Below are 18,966 nucleotides of genomic sequence, written 5' to 3'. Positions count from 1 at the left end.
TTTTATAAGTTTCCAATCGTATATTGGAGTTGATAGTATTTAAGTTGTCGGTTTATTTTTACAGAGATAAGATTGGATTCGGCTTCAAGGTAGGTATTGTCGGCATCGATAAGTTCTGTAATCAGGCTTAATTTATTGGCATATTTTGTTCGTACGATACGATAATTTTCTTTAGCCTGATCTATAGCTTCTTCGGCAATTTTCACTTTCTGGTCTGTTTCTTCAAACTTTTTATAAGCTTCATATACCTGGTGTCTTACCTTTTCCTCATTTTCTTCGATCTGAAGTTTAGCCAGATCAATATTTTCCTTGGCTTCCTGCATTTTGTATTTATTTTTATACAGGTTTTCGATGGGGTAAGTGAGGTTCATCCCGATCATTCCCAAGCGGTAGGCGTAAGGTTCCGGAGGAAAGAACATCATATTCGGATATTTTAAAAAATATTCACCACCTGCTGTAATTTTAGGTAAATAATTAGCCTTGGTAATCTTTTGATCCAGTTCTTTCAAGGAAAGATTTTTGTGGGTAATTCCTATAGACTCATTTTTATTTAAAGCGGTTTCGGTTAATTCATCGATATAGGGAATGGTGGCTTTATCCGAAATCAGATCTTCTGTATCAACATGCATTTCCTGTTTTTCAGGAAGAGAAAGGATGGTTTTCAGCTGGTGTTCGGCAATCTGAATATCATTGTCCAGTTCTGTACGGCTCATGGTATGATTGGAAAGCTGTAAAGAAGTTCTCAATACTTCGTTCACAGTCACTACACCATTCGCTTTAAGGGCTTTCACCTGTCTGATATTTACAGAATCTTCTTTCATCTTGTCATTGATAAGATTCTGTTGTTCTTTTAAATGATGAATTTGCAGAAAAGCTGTAATGATTTGCATTTTAAGCTGTCTTTCGTCCAGATGAGTCTTTAAAGCTGAGATTTCAGTATCAATAGCAGCTTTTTTTTCAGTATTTCTGATTTTTCCCCCCATATATACAGGAATGGAAGCTGAGAGCGTGAAATCATACATACCGTTGATCACATCATATTTTGTGGCTTTATTAAATAGGCCATTCTGATGTTGAAAAAGGTTAGTTACCTGATTATAGCTGGTATGGAACTCGATGTCCGGAAGCTTTTCCATTTTGAGATCTTTCTCTTTGGTAACGGACATCTCCTGTTTGAGACGGCTGATCTGAATGTTCTTGTTGTTTTTTAACCCAACTTCTACAGCCTGTTGTAAGCTGAGATGCTGATAATCGATCATCTGTGATTGTAAAAGACTGCTTGTCAGTAATAAGCACAACGCAATGCACTGATATCTGCATGCGTTAAATATCATATTCATAAATTTATTAATGGATTTTTGCTAAAATGATTTTGATAGTGCAAATTTACGACAGCTGATGTCAGACCCGATTTGTGAAACCAGAAAAAGATTTTCTCATTTACGCCATTTTAAAAATTCTTCCTATCTTTAAGAAATGAATGATAATCATTTTAAAGCAGTCGAAGAAGAAGATGCAGAGTTTTATGTGTATCATGTTCTTACCGGGAATGTCACAACGGAGATTCATTATCACAGTTCGGCACAATTAGTCTATGCTGAAGGTGGTATTGTGCATGTTTTTACGGATCTGAAACACTGGTATCTGCCGGCAAGATGTTTTATGTGGATTCCGGCAGGTACTCCCCATTATATTTTTTCAACCAGTCCCAAAGTAGACCTGTATAATTTTTATTTTAAAAAAGAAGAAACTGAAAATGGCTTTTTTGATGAAATTAATATTTACTCAGTGAATAATCTCCTTCGGGAAATGATTTTGTATACTAAAGACTGGGATGGGAAAATCACAAAAAATGACGGATCTAAATATTATTTCCTTAAGGCCTTAAAAGGAGTATTACCTGAAAAAAGAGATAAAAAACTGGCGTTTCCGGTACAGCATCCGTTTCCAAAAGATGAAATGTTACTTAAAATAGCAAAGTATATTCATGCTAACCTTGAAAAGCCCCTGAGTATTGACTCTACAGCCAAAGAATTCGGAATGAGTACAAGAACCCTTTCCAGAAAATTTAAAGAGATTTTAGGCATGAATTACGTTCGTTTCCTGAGAGCTTTAAGAATTACCCGGTCTCTTGAACTGATGCTGGAAGGAAAATACAATATGTATGAAATTGCTATGTTGGTAGGCTATAATAGCCTGTCTTCTTTTAGCAATATTTTCAAAAAGGTTATCGGAGTATCTCCTACTGAATATCAGCAAAAGCTGAGAGGGGATAGATAGTTGTTGGACTGCTTTAGATCTGCGGTTATGGGGGCATCCGGGAAAAGATAAACTTTATACATACAAATGACACTACACTCGTCTTCCGGATCTTAAAACGTCCTGTATTCCCTTTCTTTGCAAGAGGATGAGAAAGACGGGGTAGTTTATAAAAGAGTATACTTACAAAAAAACCACCTCAAATAAATGAAGTGGTTTTATATTGTGAGAAATTCTCAGTCGCTTATTAAGCTTCTTCAGATTTAGCTTCTTCTTTTTTAGCAGGAGCTTCAACCGGAGCGTCAGAAACGATATCGAATTCATAGTTGTACTCAACATTTCTGTGAAGTCTGATAAGAGCAGCAAATTTACCAGTTCTCTTGATCGTGTTACCAGGAATTTTGATATATTTTTTCTCTACAGAAACACCAGCTTTTTCTAAAGCAGCAGATAGATCAGCATTGTTGATAGATCCGAATAATTTGTCACCAGCACCTACTTTTGCAGGAATCGTGATAGAAGTTTTCTTCAATTGCTCAACTACAGCTGTAGCAGTAGCGATTAATTTAGCTTCTTCTTCTTTTCTAGCTTCTAATGTAGCTTCTAAAGCAGCTTTGTTTTTAGGAGTAGCTAAAAGTGCAATTCCTTGAGGAATTAAGAAGTTTCTAGCATAACCTGGCTTTACGTTTACTGTATCAAACTCAAGTCCTAAGTTTTCTACGTCTTTTTTTAGGATAATTTCCATTGTTGTTGTCCTTTTTTAGATTTTAGTTTGGTCTAAAATCAAGTTAGAATTAATGATGTATTCAGCAACAAAAGAAGAGGTTGCCCTCTTCTTTTATTTATTTTTGTCTTATTTTAATAAGTCAGCTACGTATGGTAGTAATGCAAGGTGTCTTGCTCTTTTGATAGCAGCAGAAACTTTTCTTTGGTATTTTAAAGAAGTTCCAGTGTATCTTCTTGGTAAAATTTTACCTTGCTCGTTCACAAACTGTAATAAGAAATCAGCATCTTTGTAATCAACGTGCTTAATTCCGTATTTTTTGAATCTACAATATTTCTTTTCAGATTTTGTATTGATATCAAGCGGAGTAAGGAATTTTACTTCTGATTCTCCTCCAGCTGAGGCTTGTTTAGCCATTTCATCTATTGCCATGTCTTGTCTTTTTTAAAAAATAGGGTTAATAATTAAGCTTTAGCTGCTTTTACTTTCGTTCTTCTAGTTACAGCGTACTCAACAGCATGCTTGTCAAGTTTTGTAGTAAGGTAACGGATTACTCTTTCGTCACGTTTGAACGCTAATTCTAAATCAGCAACGATATTTCCTTCTCCTTTAAACTCGATTAGCGTGTAGAATCCATTCTTTTTTAATTGGATAGGATAAGCTAATTTTTTTAATCCCCAGTTTTCTTTAGCAACGATTTCGCAGTTCTTTTCTTTTAAAAGATCCTCAAATTTTTTCACTGCTTCCTCCACCTGCGCGTCAGATAGAACGGGAGTTAAAATGAAAACAGTTTCGTAATTGTTCATAATGTAAATAAATTTGTTAATTATTTCGAGGTGCAAAAGTAGAAAATATATTTTAAATATACAAGAGCGTGGTTGAAATAATTGAGACTTGTTCGTTGGCTGTTGGGAGATGATAGGGGATTTTTTGTACTTTTATAGCTTTAAACTGTACACCATGAAACTTCAAATTTATATTCTGCCATTACTACTAATGGGTATTTCAGGCTATTCACAGGATAAGGTTCTTAAAAAGAACGGAACATCTTTTGATGCTAAACTGGTTGAAATAGGCTCTTCCAGTATTACATATAAAGAATCGGATAATTTGGAAGGCCCTGTTCATTCCATCGATAAATCTGAAATCTATCAAATTATATATGGTAATGGTAAAAGCCAGACTCTTGGAAAATATAAAACAACGGATGAGGCCAGGCATTTTATTCTATCCGGAATCAATGAATACGGAATAGACCGTGATAGGAATGATCTGTCTCTGCATGCGGAATTTGAAGGAGATCATATAAAAATCAATTCAGTGAATGCAAAAGGCAGGGTTGTTCATGAAGGTGACCTTTGGGATGTAAGTAAAGTGGTGGCATTTCATAAGCTATCACAAAGGAAAGATAATATCACGTACTTAAATATGGTGACCTATAAAACCACTAAATCGAAAAGAGAACTGAGTAAACTCGTGATTAAAATGACAGATTATAAAGTGGCTGCTGATGTATTAGAAGCTATAAAAGATTTACATTGTATGCTTAAAAACTGATCCCGAATTCCATATTTCTCAATTTATAACTCAATCCTGTCGTCTTATCTCCGTTAAAAAATTCACTTTTAATACATCATATAAAGAATGTCTGCTAACCAGTATGGAGGCAATAGAAGATACCATTCCTGCGAGCATCAGGTGAAATATTAAGGAATGCCTGTCTGTCATTTCCAATACAATAATAGCGGAAGTAAACGGAGCTCTGGTAATTCCGGTTAGGAAAGCTACCATTCCTGCAAGAACCACCACATTGGTTTCATTGGGAGTGAGATGGATCGCTCCTGAGATTACCGAGCCTATACTGGCTCCGGCAGTCAGGGCAGGAGCAAAGATTCCTCCGGCACCCCCTGAAGTAAAAGAAAGGGCAGGTCCCAACATTCTCAGAATGGGAACATACCAGTCTTCGTGCTTATCTTTGGTGAAAAGAACGCGCTCCATAATCTCTTTTCCGGAACCCAGAATTTCTCTATTGATAAAATAAGCGATAAAAGCAATAATTAATGCACAAATTACTAAAAAGACAATATGGGCTTTCTCTGTTTTTAATTTTTTCTTTTTCCAGCCGTTTATTTTGAGCATGATAACGGAAAGCTGACTTGCTAAAATTCCGGCGGTTGCAGCTACAAGAATAATCGGAAACATGATCATTAATGAAACATCATGCGTTTTAGGATATCCCAGATATAAATAAGAGCCGGCCAGAGTCTGTGCCGTTAAGCCTGCAATAATGACCGCTGTAAATAAAGCTGTTTTAAAATAGTTGATATGCGTTTTTGAAAGTTCTTCAACAGCGAATACAATTCCACCCAACGGGGTATTGAAAGCAGCGGCAAGTCCTGCGGCAGCTCCTGTCATAATCATATTTTTCTTGGATATTTTCGGCCACCATTCCGGAAGGTATTCATTTACCTTTCTGAAAACAGAGCCTGCAATCTGAATCGTTGGACCCTCACGCCCCACAGCGCCGCCGCCGATGACTAAAACCACTGAAGAAATAATTTTAAAAAAGATAATTTTAAGGCTTAAAAGGCTTCTTATCTTTTTATGCTCTTTGGGATTGGCCAGTTCTACAGCAGCCATAACCTGTGGAATACCGCTTCCTTTAGCGTTGGGAGCAAATTCTTTTACCAGCCACCAGGAAAGTACAAAACCAACAGGCGCAATAATAAAGATCATCCACGAATGCCAGTCGAGAATCAGATTCATCAGATTTTCACCCCATGCAAATACCTTGGCATACATTACAGCAAAAAAACCGGTAATTAATGATCCGATCCAAAAGGGGATAGCCTGAAGCAGATTGTTTTTCAGCTGTTCATTCCGGATATTGTCAAAGGATTTTTTAATGGATCTACGAATGAGGATGAGGAATTTCAGCATTTGTTGGTTTTAAGGCATGAAATTACGGCAAAATTTTGAGAATTATATTTCTTTTAAAATTTTTGAAATAATAAAAGGGCTTTCAATATTCAAGGCATTAACTATTCTTAGACCAACGATATTGTTTTTAACTTCAATTTTGAAGTTTTTAGAAGAAATAGATTTTATTGCCTCTTTCCGCTCCGGATTTAAAAATTTTATTGTTTTATAAGAGTCACTTCCCAAGACATAGAAATCTCTGAAATCTTTATTTTGCTTATAATTAATATTACAATTACTAAATATTCCGGCAATTCTATCTGCCAGATTTTTTCTGTTGATAGAGATAAAACCAAAGTCTTCATTCATTTCCTTTAAGCCCCAAACTTCCAGCGAATCATATTTATCTGTCATACGAGCCCCTCTGATGGATGTTCCTACCAGATTAACAATAAAAAGATAGAAAGTACCTGCTGGGCTTTTGGTTGTGACCCTGTAGCAGAGTTTGGCTTCTTCTAAGAAATCTATATTTTGTGATTTGAATTTACTATATGGAGATTCTTCAATATCTATAAGGGTTATTTCATACATTTCAGATAAGCGATCATAAATATCAAAAATAAGCTCTTCATCTTTTTTGGAAAAATCAAATAATTTGGTCACATATAGTTTTCTGAAATCTAATTCCATGAATAATGGTTTGTTTAAAGATAAAATTATAAAGAAAATAAACAATAAAAAAACATTCAAGTAAAAATTGAAGGTTCTATATTTTAAATTACAATAGCTTGTTCAGAGGCCTTAAAATATTATTCTTATGAAATATTTAATAGGATAAATATTATTTCTTTTTCATCAGATCTTCTATTTTCTGAATCATTTTTGCTGCATTGGTATTTTCCGGATTCAATTCCAAAGATTTTTTATAGTTCTCTAAGGCCAGGGTATCGTTTTTGGCTGAAAGATATCCTTCCCCTAAGCTATCAAAAGCATTAGCCGATTGTGGATTTTCTTTAACATTTAAAACAAAAACTTTAAGAGCTTCATCCATTCTTGAATTTCTCAATAGGGTATAGCCTATATCATTCAGTGTATTTTCAAAATTCCATTTTGAATTTTTTGCTTTAAGAGAATGATAGATTCTCTCCGCATCAGGATTGTTCTTTTTAGAAAATTCAGAAATGATAGTTTCTTCTGCTAATGAATAGTCGTCTGCTAAGTTTTTATCAAGCATAGCAGCAATATGATTGATGATCCTGTATTGAACAGAGAATAAGTTATATCCATTAGACATTATTATGACGGCCAGATTACGCTGCGGGTAAATTTTATAGGCACTTACATTTCCTCCGGAAAAATTATAAGAGGGGATATCATTCACTTTACTAATGTCCCATCCATAGGCGAAAACATCCTTTTTATTGCCAAAATCAAAGGGCTGCCACATTATTTCTTTCGTTTTTGGATTTAAAAAATCATTTTTACTAAGGTGAACACTCCATTTTAAAAATGCAGGAAGTGTTATGGCAATGCCATTGGCAGAATGAGCTCTTATTCCGCTGACATCTGTAGATTTTTCATATTGTCTTTTTCCTGAATTGTAATTGTATTTTATCACGCGGTTCGGGATCTTTTCGAGAGCATTTGAAGAAAAAACGACCTGGTTTTTAGAATCGGAAAACTGATTATTCAGGATGAATTGTTCAAAAGGCTGTCCTGTAATTTTTTCAATAATCATCGTAAGCAAAAAATAATTGGTCTGATTATACCTGAATTGATTTCCTGTTTTAAAATCCATTTTTTCTCTGGATAGCCTTTCAATAACTTTAGAGTTAGAATCATCAGGCAAAATATCATTAAAAGCGATAAGATTGGGAAGTCCGGAAGAATGCGTGATCAGGTTTTTTACTTTAATATCTTGCCATTCTTTAGGTAGATTGTCAAGGTATTTGGAGATTTTGTCTTCTAAAGATAATTGTCCCTTTTCAATCAGCTGAAAAACGCCAACGTTTGTCATCAGTTTTGAGGTAGAATATATCCTGAACATAGAATTTGAATCCACTTTTTTGTTACTTTCCAGGGTTTCTGTACCATAGTATTGCTGAAAAATGATTTGTCCATCTTTTATAACCCCAACAGCAAGACCGGGAATCTGATTAATTTTAATCACTTCTTTTACATACTGATCAATGGCTGTAGATGGATTGGTTTTCTGAGAGTAAGTGGTGATAGAAACACTTAAAGCTAATGCCGTTAAAATGAATGATTTCATAGCTAATTAATTATGTTTTATAAAAGACAATTTAAACCCTGATGATATTACTTATCTTTTTCAGAAATACAGACATTGAACCACAAAAAAACCTCCGATCAAAAATCGAAGGTTTTCTATTATTATCATTTCATCAACACCAGGTATATTACTCATTGCTGATTACTTATTACTTATATTTCCGTATTCAGATCCCAGTTTTCCAGGTAATCATGAACATGCTTCAGCATCATTCCTCCTAATGAACCATCTACTACTCTGTGGTCATAAGAATGAGACATAAACATTAAGTTTCTGATAGCAATCACATCACCGTCTTTGGTTTCAAGAACTGCAGGTTTTTTAACAATGGCCCCGATTGCCAGAATAGCAACCTGTGGCTGAGGAATAATAGGAGTTCCCATAAGGTTTCCAAAGCTTCCCACATTAGAAATAGTATACGTTGCCCCTTGAGTATCTTCCGGTCTTAATTTCTTGTTTCTTGCTCTGTACGCTAAGTCATTGATTGCTTTTGCAAGACCTGAAAGTGATAGCTGATCAGCATTTTTGATAACAGGTACAATCAGGTTTCCGTCAGGAAGTGCAGTTGCCATACCAATGTTGATATTTTTCTTTTTAATGATGTTTTCACCATTTACAGAAACATTGATCATTGGAAAATCCTGAATTGCTTTTACAACAGCTTTTACGAAAATAGGCATGAACGTAAGCTTTTCACCTTCACGTTTTTCGAAGATTGCTTTGTTTTTATTTCTCCATTTTACAACGTTGGTCACATCTGTTTCAATGAAAGAAGTAACATGCGGAGCAATTTGTTTTGCTTTTACCATGTTTTCAGCGATGATCTTTCTCATTCTGTCCATTGGAATGATTTCATCGCCGGCACTTACCGGAATAGTAGCTGCAGGTGCAGAAACGGCCGGTTGTGGAGTAGAAGCAGACTGAGCCGGAGCTGCTTTTGGAGCAGGCTGCTTCCCTCTGTTTGCTACGTAGGCTAATATATCTTCTTTAGTAATTCTGCCTTCTAAACCGCTTCCTTTGATGGATTTTAGTTCAGTTTCAGAAATTTTTTCCTGTTGTGCAATAGACTTTACAAGGGGAGATAAATAAAGATCTCCTGAGAATTCTACATTTGAAGCAGCTACAGTTTGTAATGGCTCTTCAATTGTTTTTAAGGTTTCAGCATCCGGAGTTGTAGCCGGAGCTTCTGTTTTTGCTTCTTCGGAAGCTGTATTTCCGCCTTCTCCTTCAATTTCTAAAATAGCAATGGCTTCACCAACTTTTGCAACTTCATCCTTTTGCTTTAAAATTTTTACAATTTTCCCCGAAACTGGTGTCGGTACATCTGAATCTACTTTATCAGTTGCAATTTCTACTACGGAATCGTCCTCTTTTACGGTATCACCTTCATTGAATAACCAAGTGATAATTGTCGCTTCCATAACACCTTCTCCCATGGAAGGAAGCAATAATTTGTATTCTGCCATTTTTGATTTTTAGATTTTGACAAATATATAAAAAAAATCGGTTTTTTTATGAAATATATAATTTTAGAAAAATTCAATATAGATATTCTCGCCTACATTCAGCCCAAACAGGCTTTTTGCGCCATTTTTCTTACTCCCTTTATAAATGGTAAGCTCCAATAATTGACTGTCATTGAAGATCGCAGCGGACTGTCCGTGGTATTCTGTTTCCCTGTCCCAGTCTGCAACCACTTCAGTGTGGCTTGAAAATACTCTTGACAAGCTCAGATTTCTGAATTTTATAGTAAAATTACTGTATCCTTTGGCAGTAGTTTCAAAAAAATCTTTGTTGATATTTGAGATTATATTTCCGAAATTATCAATATAAGTTACTTCTCCAATGATCATTCCTTCGGATTCGTTGAAAACCGGTCTCGGGAACATCAGCTGTTTGGCGGCATCTATTTTTCTGCCGATCACCTCCGGAAGTCCCCCATTGGCAAGATGCACCGCTGCGGGAACAAAAATATCGGTAGACGTGAAGTCTATAATGTCATCAAAACGATTGTTCAGTGTAATTTCATAGATCGCCTCGGGCTTAATATCAAAAAAGATAAGACTTAAAAGGCCGTTATCAGCTGCCAGAAAGTAAGAACCATCTGCTTTATAAAGAATATTTTTTCTCGATTTATGGTAAAAACTGTCTACAGAAAGAATATGAATCGTTCCTTTTGGGAAATATTTATATGCGTTTCTTACAATATACGAGGTTTGTATCAAGTTGAATGCCTGGATGTCGTGGGTTATATCAATAATATTAACCTCCGGATTTAGAGACAGAAGACTGCCTTTTACAGCGGCGACTCTGTAATCTAAATTTCCGAAATCCGAAGTAAGGGTAATAATTGACATGAGCAATTTTAGAATAGTGTAGTATTGCAAAGTTATTTAAAATAAAAAGAATGCCCGAAAGATTGTTGAAAAGAATTTGAGATAAATTTGAAAAAAAGCTTTAATTTTAAAATCTAAAATAAAAATACTACATGTTTGAATTAACGTATGATTTGGAAGATATTGATGCAAAAATCTTCTATGGAGTTAATAACCAATATTTCAACTTAATAAAATCAAGCTTCCCAACTCTTAAAATTACAGGCAGAGATCATTTTATTTTTGCAATGGGTAATCAGGAAGCTTTAGACATATTGAAACAAAAACTGGATGATATCGTCCGTTTTATTTCTAAAAACAATTCAATAGGACTGAAAGACGTTGAAAATATTCTGAATATTAAAGACGAAAACGAAAAGCAACTGATCTTTGACCAGGATATCATTGTAAAAGGAGTAAACGGGAAGATCATCAAGGCGAAGACTACCAATCTTAAAAAACTGGTAAAGGAAACTGAGAAAAAAGATATGGTTTTTGCCATCGGACCTGCGGGAACAGGAAAGACCTATACCAGTGTTGCTTTAGCAGCAAGAGCTTTAAGAGATAAAGAAGTAAAAAGAATTATTCTTACAAGACCTGCCGTAGAAGCAGGGGAGAGTCTCGGATTCTTACCCGGAGACCTTAAAGAGAAGCTGGATCCCTATTTGCAGCCTTTATATGATGCACTTCGTGACATGATTCCTCATGAAAAGCTCGAAGGATTTATGGAGAAAAAGATAATTGAAGTGGCACCGTTAGCTTTTATGAGAGGGCGTACTCTTGACGATGCGTTTGTTATTCTCGATGAAGCACAGAATACTACCCATGCGCAAATGAAAATGTTCCTGACCAGAATGGGAATGAATGCCAAGTTTATCATTACAGGAGATCCAAGCCAGATTGACCTTCCGAAAAACCAGCAGTCCGGGCTCAAAGAGGCTATGAGGATTTTAAATGGTGTCAATGAAATTGGTTTTGTGCATCTTACAGAAGAGGATGTAGTAAGACATCCTGTGGTAAGAAAAATCATTCTGGCTTATAATGATGAAGAGAAAAGACTAAGAAATGACTGATGGCTGAATAAAAATGTAAAATAAGTATCATATTGGTGAAAAAAAACCGCTATAATTTGTCAGTTTTAAAAAAATAGTTAGTTTTGCATTCCTTTAAATATTAAAACTAATTACTAATGAAAAAACTTTTACTTATTGCAGCGGTCGCTGTTATGGGAATTTCGGCTCAAGCACAGGAATTCAGATTTGGTCCAAAAGCAGGATATTCATACTCTACATTAAAATTGAAAGGTGACGGGCAGTCTGAGACTTCAGATCCTCTGCATACATTTTATATCGGAGGTATGGCTGAATATAAACTGAGTGATAAATTTGCGCTTCAGGGAGAACTTTTGTATTCACAATTAGGAGGTAAAGTAAAAATTGCTGAAGCAGATCCGAGTGATCCAGGTACATTTTTAAACTTTAAATCCAAGGAAACTTTCCATACTTTATTGATTCCTGTTTCAGCTAAATATTTTATTACTGAAGGTTTATCGGTTTCTGCAGGAGCAAGTTTCGGACTTATTCTTTCTGCTAAAGCAAAACTTTCTACTGATTTTGGTATCGGTCTTCCGGGACTTGAGCTTAATTCAGATAAAGAAGTGGATATTAAAGATCAAACGAGTACTTTAAATATCGCTCCTTTCCTGGGTGCCGAATATGCTTTGGAAAACGGATTGTTCTTTGATGCAAGATACAATCTTGGGGTTTCTAATTTAGCAAAACATCCTGTAGGAAATGAAAAAACAACTAATAGCTTTATTCAGGTAGGTGTTGGTTTCAAATTCGGAGGAAATTAATCTGAAACTTTATATACAATATTCTACAAGCAGAACAAATTTTGTTCTGCTTTTTTTATTCCTAGAAATGAGATTCGGGGAACTTACCGTAAGGATTGAAAATAATTAGTACTTTTGGGTCGGTAATTTAAAAGCTACTAAAAAAATGAAAAAGCTATTATTAGTAGGTGCTTTTGCACTATTAGGAGGTGCTGTTCAAGCGCAGGAAGGTTTTAAACTAGGTGGGCATATTGGTGTTCCTGTATCTGATGCAAGTGATGTGTCTTCATTTACATTAGGAGTAGATGCGGCTTATATGTGGAATATTACTAAAGGTCTTGATCTTGGTGTAGCAACAGGATATTCGCATTTCTTCGGAAAAGATCATTTTGATGATTTTGGATTTATTCCTGTGGCTGTGTCCGGTAAATATAAGTTTTCCGGAGCTCCTGTTTTTGTAGGACTAGATTTAGGATACGGAATTTCTACTAAAGACGGGGTAGATGGTGGATTCTATGCTCAGCCGAAATTCGGATATCAAATGAAGAAAGGAGAATTGTATTTAGGATATCAGAGTATTAGTAACAGACGAGACTATGGATGGTATAGAAATAGCTGGAATGTAGGTGCTATTAACCTTGGATATAACTTCTTCATTAAATAAAGAAGTGAGATCATACAATATGAAACTTCGGCTGAAAAGCCGGAGTTTTTATTTTTATAAGAAGAATATTCTCTAAAAAGAAGTTAAGATAATATTAAATAATTACCAATAATTTTTATTGAAAGAAGGTTTTTATGACTTTCTTACATGCTTCTTCAAGTCGTAAGATCTGTGGTATATTGCAGGGTTTCATGCGATTTAGCTTAAATGATTCTCTGTTTTTTTATGTATATTTATAAACGGATGTTTAATTTTGTGTATTTAATGTGTTGAAAATTAGTATTTTATGCAACCTGTTTTTTTGAATTGAGAAGAAAGTCAATTTTTTCCGGCAAAAGTGATAAATCATAAACTACAAACATATTCGGCTCTGATTGATAAATTGCAATTTTTTTATTCATAAAATTGTGAAAAAATCAAAAGGCTTTATTGGCTAAGATTTATTTCTGTAAAAAGTCAATATTTAACAATGATATTAATCACATTAACAAATTTTAATATTCGTGGTGACCACTGTAAATTTGCCATCAGAAAGTATTAAAATTTTTTAAAATGAAAAAAATATTATTAGCGGGTGCTGTTGCACTTTTCGGTTTATCAAACGCTCAGATTGCTAAAGGAACTACATATTTATCAGGACAAGTTAGCTACTCTCAAACAGAAGATAACAATACTGATAAAAAAGTAGAGAACTTCAAAATCCTTCCAACGGTAGGATATTTTGTAGGGACTAACTTAGCTGTAGGTTTAGGTGTTGGTTACAAAGATGGGAAAACTACAACTACAAATACATTAGGTTCAGCAGTAACTGAAACTGAAAAATCTAAGCCAGCATTTGTTGTAGCTCCATTCGTAAGAAAATACTGGACTGTAGCTGATAAATTATATATCTTCGGTCAGTTAGAAGTTCCAATGGAATTTGGTAAAAACAAAACAGAAGTTACTACTACCACTACAAACGGAGGAAACACAAGTGTTGCTTCTACATCTACTAAAAACAACTACACTTCAATCGGTGTTAACATTAAACCAGGTTTAGATTATTTCTTAAACAAAAACTGGTCTATCGAAGCTACTATCGGTGAATTCGGATACAATACTTCTAAAGAAGATGTTGACGGAGCTAAGAGAGTTAACAACTATGACTTCGGTTTAAACCTAAAGGCTGTAACTTTCGGAGTTAAATATGTATTTGCAAAATAATAAACAAAGCATATAAATGTCTAAAGTCCTAAGTTTTCTTAGGACTTTTGGCGTATAAAAACAAATAAAACTTTAATTCAATAAATAATCATGAAAAAACTATTATTAGTCGGTGCAGTTGCACTTTTCGGACTTTCTAATGCTCAAATGACTAAAGGAGACTGGGTAGTAAGCGGAGATACAGGGTTGGGTTTCAATAACACTACAACTACTGTAAAAGTAGGAGGGCAATCTTTTGACGGGCCTAAAACAAACACTTTTTCAATCACTCCTTCCGTAGGATATTTTGTAATTGATAAATTAGCAGTGGGTATTGAGTTGGGCTATGTAAATACTACGACTAAATACGATGGTAATAAAACGACCAATTCTACTTTTTCAGTAATGCCTACAGCGACTTATTACTTCACTAATTCCACTAAGTTTGTGCCGTTCTTAGGCGCGGGGATCGGGTATGCATCCAATAAAACGAAAGTAGATCTTAAAAATAGCGGATTAACCGGGGATCCTTTGCTTATGCAGACTGAGACGACAACAGATGGTTTAGCATGGAAAGTAAAAGGAGGGGTTACTTATATGGCAACACAGTCTTTAGGAATTAATTTAGGAATTTCTTATGATCAGTTTTCCAATAAAGAAACTTATATGAATACAGACGTTAAAACGAATATTAAGACTTTCGGTGTCAATGTGGGTTTCTCTTATTTTATTAAAGCTAAGGCTCAAAAATCTGACAAATAATTAATTCTTTACCAGAATAAAAAAACAAAAAATCCGACTCAGAACTGAGTCGGATTTTATATTCTAAAGGCTTTATTTTCCGGATTATTTCCCAAACATTCCGCCCATTCCTGGCATATTAGGCATTTTGCTCATCATCTGCATCATTTGCTTCCCTTGAGGCCCCTGCATCATCTTCATCATTTTACCCATCTGCTCGAATTGCTTCATCAATTGGTTGACATCTTCAATTTTTCTTCCTGCACCTTTTGCAATTCTGCCTTTTCTCTGAGTATTGATAATAGAAGGCCTTCTTCTCTCTTCCGGAGTCATAGAGTAGATGATCGCTTCGATATGTTTGAATGCATCGTCGCTGATTTCTACGTCTTTGATCGCTTTTCCAACTCCGGGAATCATTCCCATCAGGTCTTTCATATTACCCATTTTCTTGATCTGGTTGATCTGTTTAAGGAAATCGTCAAAACCAAACTCATTTTTAGCAATTTTTTTGTGAAGCTTTTTAGCTTCTTCTTCGTCAAACTGTTCCTGAGCTCTTTCTACTAAGGAAACAACGTCTCCCATTCCCAGGATTCTGTCTGCCATTCTTTCCGGATAGAAAACATCTAAAGCTTCCATTTTTTCTCCGGTAGAAATGAATTTTATTGGTTTTTCAACAACAGAGCGGATCGTTAATGCAGCTCCCCCTCTTGTATCACCATCTAATTTAGTTAATACAACTCCGTCAAAATTTAATGCATCATTAAATGCTTTTGCTGTGTTTACAGCATCCTGACCTGTCATGGAGTCAACAACGAAAAGTGTTTCCTGCGGTTTGATGAAATAATGTACCGATTTAATTTCGTTCATCATTTGCTCATCAATTGCCAAACGACCTGCAGTATCCACGATAACTACATCATGATTGTTGGCTTTTGCAAAGTTAATTGCATTTTCAGCAATAGTAGAAGGGTTTGTAGATCCTTCTTCAGTGTAAACAGGAACTTTGATCTGTCCACCCAATACCTTTAGCTGATCAATCGCAGCAGGACGATAAACGTCACATGCTACCAATAAAGGTTTTTTATTTCTTTTTGTTTGTAGATAATTAGCAAGTTTTCCGGAGAAAGTCGTCTTACCTGAACCCTGAAGACCTGCAATAAGAATAACTGTTGGTTTTCCTGACAGGTTAATTCCTTCCTGAGATCCTCCCATCAAATCGACCAATTCGTCATGAACGATTTTAGTCATTAACTGTCCCGGAGTAAGGGACGTAAGAACATTTTCTCCTAATGCTTTATCCTGAACTCTTTTGGTAAGGTCTTTTGCAACTTTATAGTTAACGTCGGCATCTACCAATGCTCTACGGATCTCCTTTACGGTTTCCGCTACATTGATTTCGGTAATTTTTCCACGTCCGGAAATATTGTGTAATGCCTTGTCTAATTTATCCTGTAAACTATTAAACATATGTATTGTAAATTATAGGTTTGCAAAAATAAGGAATTTTTAGCATATCCAAACGGTCAGACACGTAATATTATATGTATAAGAAAAATGATAAATATCAAATCATAGGATAATACGATAGAAAAAGTCTATTTTTGTGATCAATTAAAATTGAAAATGAAAATCAGTCCTAATATTCTTGTTGTTATTTTGTTCTTTCTGACATTTCTGGTGCATTTCTCTCTTTGGAAATTCGTTTTTCACCTGGATGAAATTATGATCATTAAATTTTATCTTTTTCTGAGTGTTATGTTTATGATGATGATGACACTTCTTGTCTTGATTAATAGAGTAGCTCCCGAATTTTTAGGAATGTCGGTGATCGGTTTAATCCTTTTGAAATTCGGTTTAATGTATTTAATCAGAAAGAAACTGAACTTTGAAGTGATTCCGGGCTATAAATTTCATTTTATCATCCCGTATTTTATCCTGACAACGCTGCTTACGTACTATGCGATAAAGCTAATTAATCATGATAAAAAACAGTAAAATTATTTATTGAAACTAGAAAAAATATTATATTTTTGCACAACGAAAAAAACCTATCAATGTTTAAGAAATTCGCAGTTTTATTCTACAGTATTTTTGTATTAAACTTAGTGTCTGCACAGCACGGCGAGGCGGCTGCTGGGGCAGCTCCTACACAAGAGCTTTCAGAGAAAGACAAAGTAAGTAAAGAAAACAAAGAGTTCATCGATCATCACTTATTGGATGCGCATGATTTCACATTGATGGTTGATAAAGATGGTCATCACATTGGTTTTCCTCTTCCGGTTATTATTTTTGATAATGGGTTTCATACTTTTATGAGTAATAAAGAAGGCTTTATGCATGGTGAGCCAACTGAAGTAGACGGGTCTTTCTATGTGTTGCATCATGAAAAGATTTATAAGACAGATGCGGCTGGAACTTTAACACTTGGAGAAGACGGGCATCCTACAAATGTAAAGCCTTTAGATCTTTCTATTACAAAGAGTGTTCTTATCATCCTTTTAGTGTCAGTCTTCATGTTGGTGTTATTCGGAGGAATGGCTAAGTCTTACAAGAAGTCTGTTGTTCCTACCGGAGCCGCTAAATTCCTGGAGCCTTTGATTATCTTTGTAAGAGATGAAGTAGCAATCCCGAATATCGGACATAAGTATAAGAGATTTATGGGGTATTTATTAACTGTATTTTTCTTTATTCTTTTCCTTAACGTTTTAGGATTAATGCCTTTCGGAATTAATGTTACAGGTAATATTACCATGACATTCTTCCTGGCTATCCTTACTTACCTGATTACTACATTCTCTGCAAATAAAGATTATTGGAAACATATCTTCTGGATGCCTGGAGTACCGGTGCCCATGAAGTTGATTATGCTTCCTATCGAATTATTAGGAACAATCACTAAGCCATTTGCATTGATGATCCGACTTTTTGCAAACATGACTGCAGGTCACATCGTGGTAATGAGTTTGATCGGTTTGATCTATGTGTTTAAAAATGTTATTGCAGGAGTTGCTTTCCCGTTCTTGACATTGGTTATTTATTTATTGGAAGTATTAGTAGCATTCTTACAGGCTTATATCTTTACGATGTTATCGGCTCTGTTTATCGGAATGGCTGTGCAGGAACATGAGCACGAACATCACGCAGCTCACTAATAGAAAGTTAAATAGTATTTAGAAACAAATTTTTTAAAATTATATATTATGGAAATCCCTAAAATTGTAGGTGCTGGTATCGTAGTATTAGGTGTTGGTATTGGTCTTGGTAAAATCGGAGCTGCTGCTCTTGAGGCTATCGCTAGACAGCCAGAACAAGCTGGTAAAATTCAAACAGCTATGCTTATTGCGGCTGCACTTGTAGAAGGTGTTGCGTTTGCTGCTCTATTTGCAGTAAACTAATTAAAATCAAACCATTATCTGTAACGGTTGGTTGCAGGTAATGGTTCTTTAAAAAAGTAATAATTATTTATACATTTATATAATGGAATTAATTCACCAGTTTTCATCAGGATTATTTATTATCCAGTCTGTTATTTTTCTAGCATTATTGTTTTTGTTAGGTAAATTCGCTTGGAAACCTATTTTAAAGTCTATCAATGACAGAGAAACATCTATTGTTGACGCTCTTAATCAGGCTAAATTAGCAAGAAAAGAGATGGAAACTCTAAAGGAAGATAACGAAAGAATTATTCGTGAAGCTAAAATCGAAAGAGATGCTATCCTTAAAGAAGCCAGAGAAATTAAAGACAGAATCGTAGGAGAAGCTAAAGATGCTGCTAAAGCTGAAGGAGACAAATTAATTGAGGCTGCTAAGCAGACTATCAATGCTGAGAAAAATGCTGCAATGGCGGACATCAAAACTCAGATTGGTACTTTATCAGTAAACATCGCAGAGTCTATCTTGAAACAAAAATTAGACAACAGCGAGGCTCAAAACGAATTAGTTCAAAATTATTTAAACAAATCAAACCTTAACTAA

The 18,966-nt window shown here is 35.0% G+C and carries 21 protein-coding genes; 11 read left to right on the top strand and 10 right to left on the bottom strand.

The features are described from left to right. Positions 1 to 2: 2 nt before the first annotated feature. Positions 3 to 1,334 (bottom strand): TolC family protein, encoded by a 1,332-nt coding sequence (locus JO178_RS15220; RefSeq protein WP_291937714.1) that lies wholly within the window; start codon positions 1,332 to 1,334, stop codon positions 3 to 5. Positions 1,335 to 1,476: 142 nt separating this feature from the next. Between JO178_RS15220 and JO178_RS15215 the strand changes: the two genes are divergently transcribed. Beyond that, complete coding sequence (locus JO178_RS15215; RefSeq protein ID WP_291937712.1) at positions 1,477 to 2,280, top strand: AraC family transcriptional regulator; 804 nt, start codon at positions 1,477 to 1,479, stop codon at positions 2,278 to 2,280. A gap of 226 nt (positions 2,281 to 2,506) precedes the next feature. Here JO178_RS15215 and rplI read toward each other — a convergent pair whose 3' ends face one another. From rplI to rpsF, 3 genes are all read right to left on the bottom strand, one after another. Then, positions 2,507 to 3,004, bottom strand: a complete 498-nt coding sequence (rplI, locus tag JO178_RS15210) for a 50S ribosomal protein L9 (RefSeq protein WP_291937709.1) — start codon at positions 3,002 to 3,004, stop codon at positions 2,507 to 2,509. Positions 3,005 to 3,112: 108 nt separating this feature from the next. After that, a complete protein-coding gene (rpsR, locus tag JO178_RS15205) occupies positions 3,113 to 3,415 on the bottom strand; it encodes a 30S ribosomal protein S18 (protein WP_002979091.1) in 303 nt (100 codons plus the stop codon). A gap of 32 nt (positions 3,416 to 3,447) precedes the next feature. Then, on the bottom strand, positions 3,448 to 3,789 hold the full coding sequence (rpsF, locus tag JO178_RS15200; RefSeq protein ID WP_291937706.1) for a 30S ribosomal protein S6: 342 nt from the start codon (positions 3,787 to 3,789) through the stop codon (positions 3,448 to 3,450). A 154-nt stretch (positions 3,790 to 3,943) separates the two neighbouring features. Between rpsF and JO178_RS15195 the strand changes: the two genes are divergently transcribed. Continuing rightward, entirely contained in the window at positions 3,944 to 4,540 is a 597-nt protein-coding gene (locus JO178_RS15195; RefSeq protein ID WP_291937703.1) for a hypothetical protein, read from the top strand. A gap of 30 nt (positions 4,541 to 4,570) precedes the next feature. Here the strand turns inward: JO178_RS15195 and JO178_RS15190 are convergent, their stop codons facing one another. The 5 genes from JO178_RS15190 to JO178_RS15170 all read right to left on the bottom strand — a co-directional run bounded on the left by JO178_RS15190 (position 4,571) and on the right by JO178_RS15170 (position 10,552). Then, positions 4,571 to 5,923, bottom strand: coding sequence for a chloride channel protein (locus JO178_RS15190; RefSeq protein WP_291937701.1), 1,353 nt, complete (start codon positions 5,921 to 5,923; stop codon positions 4,571 to 4,573). Between the two features lie 42 nt (positions 5,924 to 5,965). Next, positions 5,966 to 6,652: a hypothetical protein gene (locus JO178_RS15185; protein WP_291937698.1), complete on the bottom strand. Its 687-nt coding sequence runs from the start codon at positions 6,650 to 6,652 to the stop codon at positions 5,966 to 5,968. A 91-nt stretch (positions 6,653 to 6,743) separates the two neighbouring features. Then, positions 6,744 to 8,174 carry a serine hydrolase domain-containing protein gene (locus JO178_RS15180; protein WP_291937696.1) on the bottom strand — a complete coding sequence of 477 codons (1,431 nt, stop codon included), beginning with the start codon at positions 8,172 to 8,174 and terminating at the stop codon, positions 6,744 to 6,746. Positions 8,175 to 8,347: 173 nt separating this feature from the next. Then, positions 8,348 to 9,661 (bottom strand): dihydrolipoamide acetyltransferase family protein, encoded by a 1,314-nt coding sequence (locus JO178_RS15175; protein ID WP_291937695.1) that lies wholly within the window; start codon positions 9,659 to 9,661, stop codon positions 8,348 to 8,350. A gap of 63 nt (positions 9,662 to 9,724) precedes the next feature. Continuing rightward, positions 9,725 to 10,552 carry an SAM-dependent chlorinase/fluorinase gene (locus JO178_RS15170; protein WP_291937693.1) on the bottom strand — a complete coding sequence of 276 codons (828 nt, stop codon included), beginning with the start codon at positions 10,550 to 10,552 and terminating at the stop codon, positions 9,725 to 9,727. Between the two features lie 131 nt (positions 10,553 to 10,683). On the opposite strand from JO178_RS15170, the gene JO178_RS15165 reads away from it, so the two are divergent. The 5 genes from JO178_RS15165 (at position 10,684) to JO178_RS15145 (ending at position 15,012) form a co-directional block, all read left to right on the top strand. Continuing rightward, a complete protein-coding gene (locus JO178_RS15165; protein ID WP_291937690.1) occupies positions 10,684 to 11,643 on the top strand; it encodes a PhoH family protein in 960 nt (319 codons plus the stop codon). Positions 11,644 to 11,759: 116 nt separating this feature from the next. Further along, positions 11,760 to 12,425, top strand: coding sequence for a porin family protein (locus JO178_RS15160; protein ID WP_291937687.1), 666 nt, complete (start codon positions 11,760 to 11,762; stop codon positions 12,423 to 12,425). A gap of 145 nt (positions 12,426 to 12,570) precedes the next feature. Continuing rightward, the gene (locus JO178_RS15155) at positions 12,571 to 13,068 is read left to right on the top strand and encodes a hypothetical protein (RefSeq protein WP_291937684.1); all 498 of its coding nucleotides are present in this window, start codon (positions 12,571 to 12,573) and stop codon (positions 13,066 to 13,068) included. 552 nt (positions 13,069 to 13,620) lie between these two features. Continuing rightward, positions 13,621 to 14,271 (top strand): outer membrane beta-barrel protein, encoded by a 651-nt coding sequence (locus JO178_RS15150; RefSeq protein ID WP_291937681.1) that lies wholly within the window; start codon positions 13,621 to 13,623, stop codon positions 14,269 to 14,271. 90 nt (positions 14,272 to 14,361) lie between these two features. Next, positions 14,362 to 15,012 (top strand): OmpW family outer membrane protein, encoded by a 651-nt coding sequence (locus tag JO178_RS15145; protein WP_291937678.1) that lies wholly within the window; start codon positions 14,362 to 14,364, stop codon positions 15,010 to 15,012. 84 nt (positions 15,013 to 15,096) lie between these two features. Here the strand turns inward: JO178_RS15145 and ffh are convergent, their stop codons facing one another. Further along, positions 15,097 to 16,458, bottom strand: coding sequence for a signal recognition particle protein (gene ffh, locus JO178_RS15140; protein WP_291937675.1), 1,362 nt, complete (start codon positions 16,456 to 16,458; stop codon positions 15,097 to 15,099). A gap of 156 nt (positions 16,459 to 16,614) precedes the next feature. Between ffh and JO178_RS15135 the strand changes: the two genes are divergently transcribed. The 4 genes from JO178_RS15135 (at position 16,615) to JO178_RS15120 (ending at position 18,966) form a co-directional block, all read left to right on the top strand. Beyond that, entirely contained in the window at positions 16,615 to 16,986 is a 372-nt protein-coding gene (locus tag JO178_RS15135) for a hypothetical protein (protein WP_291937672.1), read from the top strand. A 59-nt stretch (positions 16,987 to 17,045) separates the two neighbouring features. Continuing rightward, positions 17,046 to 18,143, top strand: a complete 1,098-nt coding sequence (gene atpB / locus JO178_RS15130) for a F0F1 ATP synthase subunit A (RefSeq protein ID WP_291937670.1) — start codon at positions 17,046 to 17,048, stop codon at positions 18,141 to 18,143. Between the two features lie 48 nt (positions 18,144 to 18,191). Further along, entirely contained in the window at positions 18,192 to 18,386 is a 195-nt protein-coding gene (gene atpE / locus JO178_RS15125; RefSeq protein WP_048511689.1) for an ATP synthase F0 subunit C, read from the top strand. Between the two features lie 82 nt (positions 18,387 to 18,468). Beyond that, complete coding sequence (locus JO178_RS15120) at positions 18,469 to 18,966, top strand: F0F1 ATP synthase subunit B (protein WP_291937665.1); 498 nt, start codon at positions 18,469 to 18,471, stop codon at positions 18,964 to 18,966.

It is taken from the genome of Chryseobacterium sp., assembly GCF_019236175.1.
Classification (GTDB): domain Bacteria; phylum Bacteroidota; class Bacteroidia; order Flavobacteriales; family Weeksellaceae; genus Chryseobacterium.
This window is presented reverse-complemented; position numbering and strand designations above follow the sequence as displayed.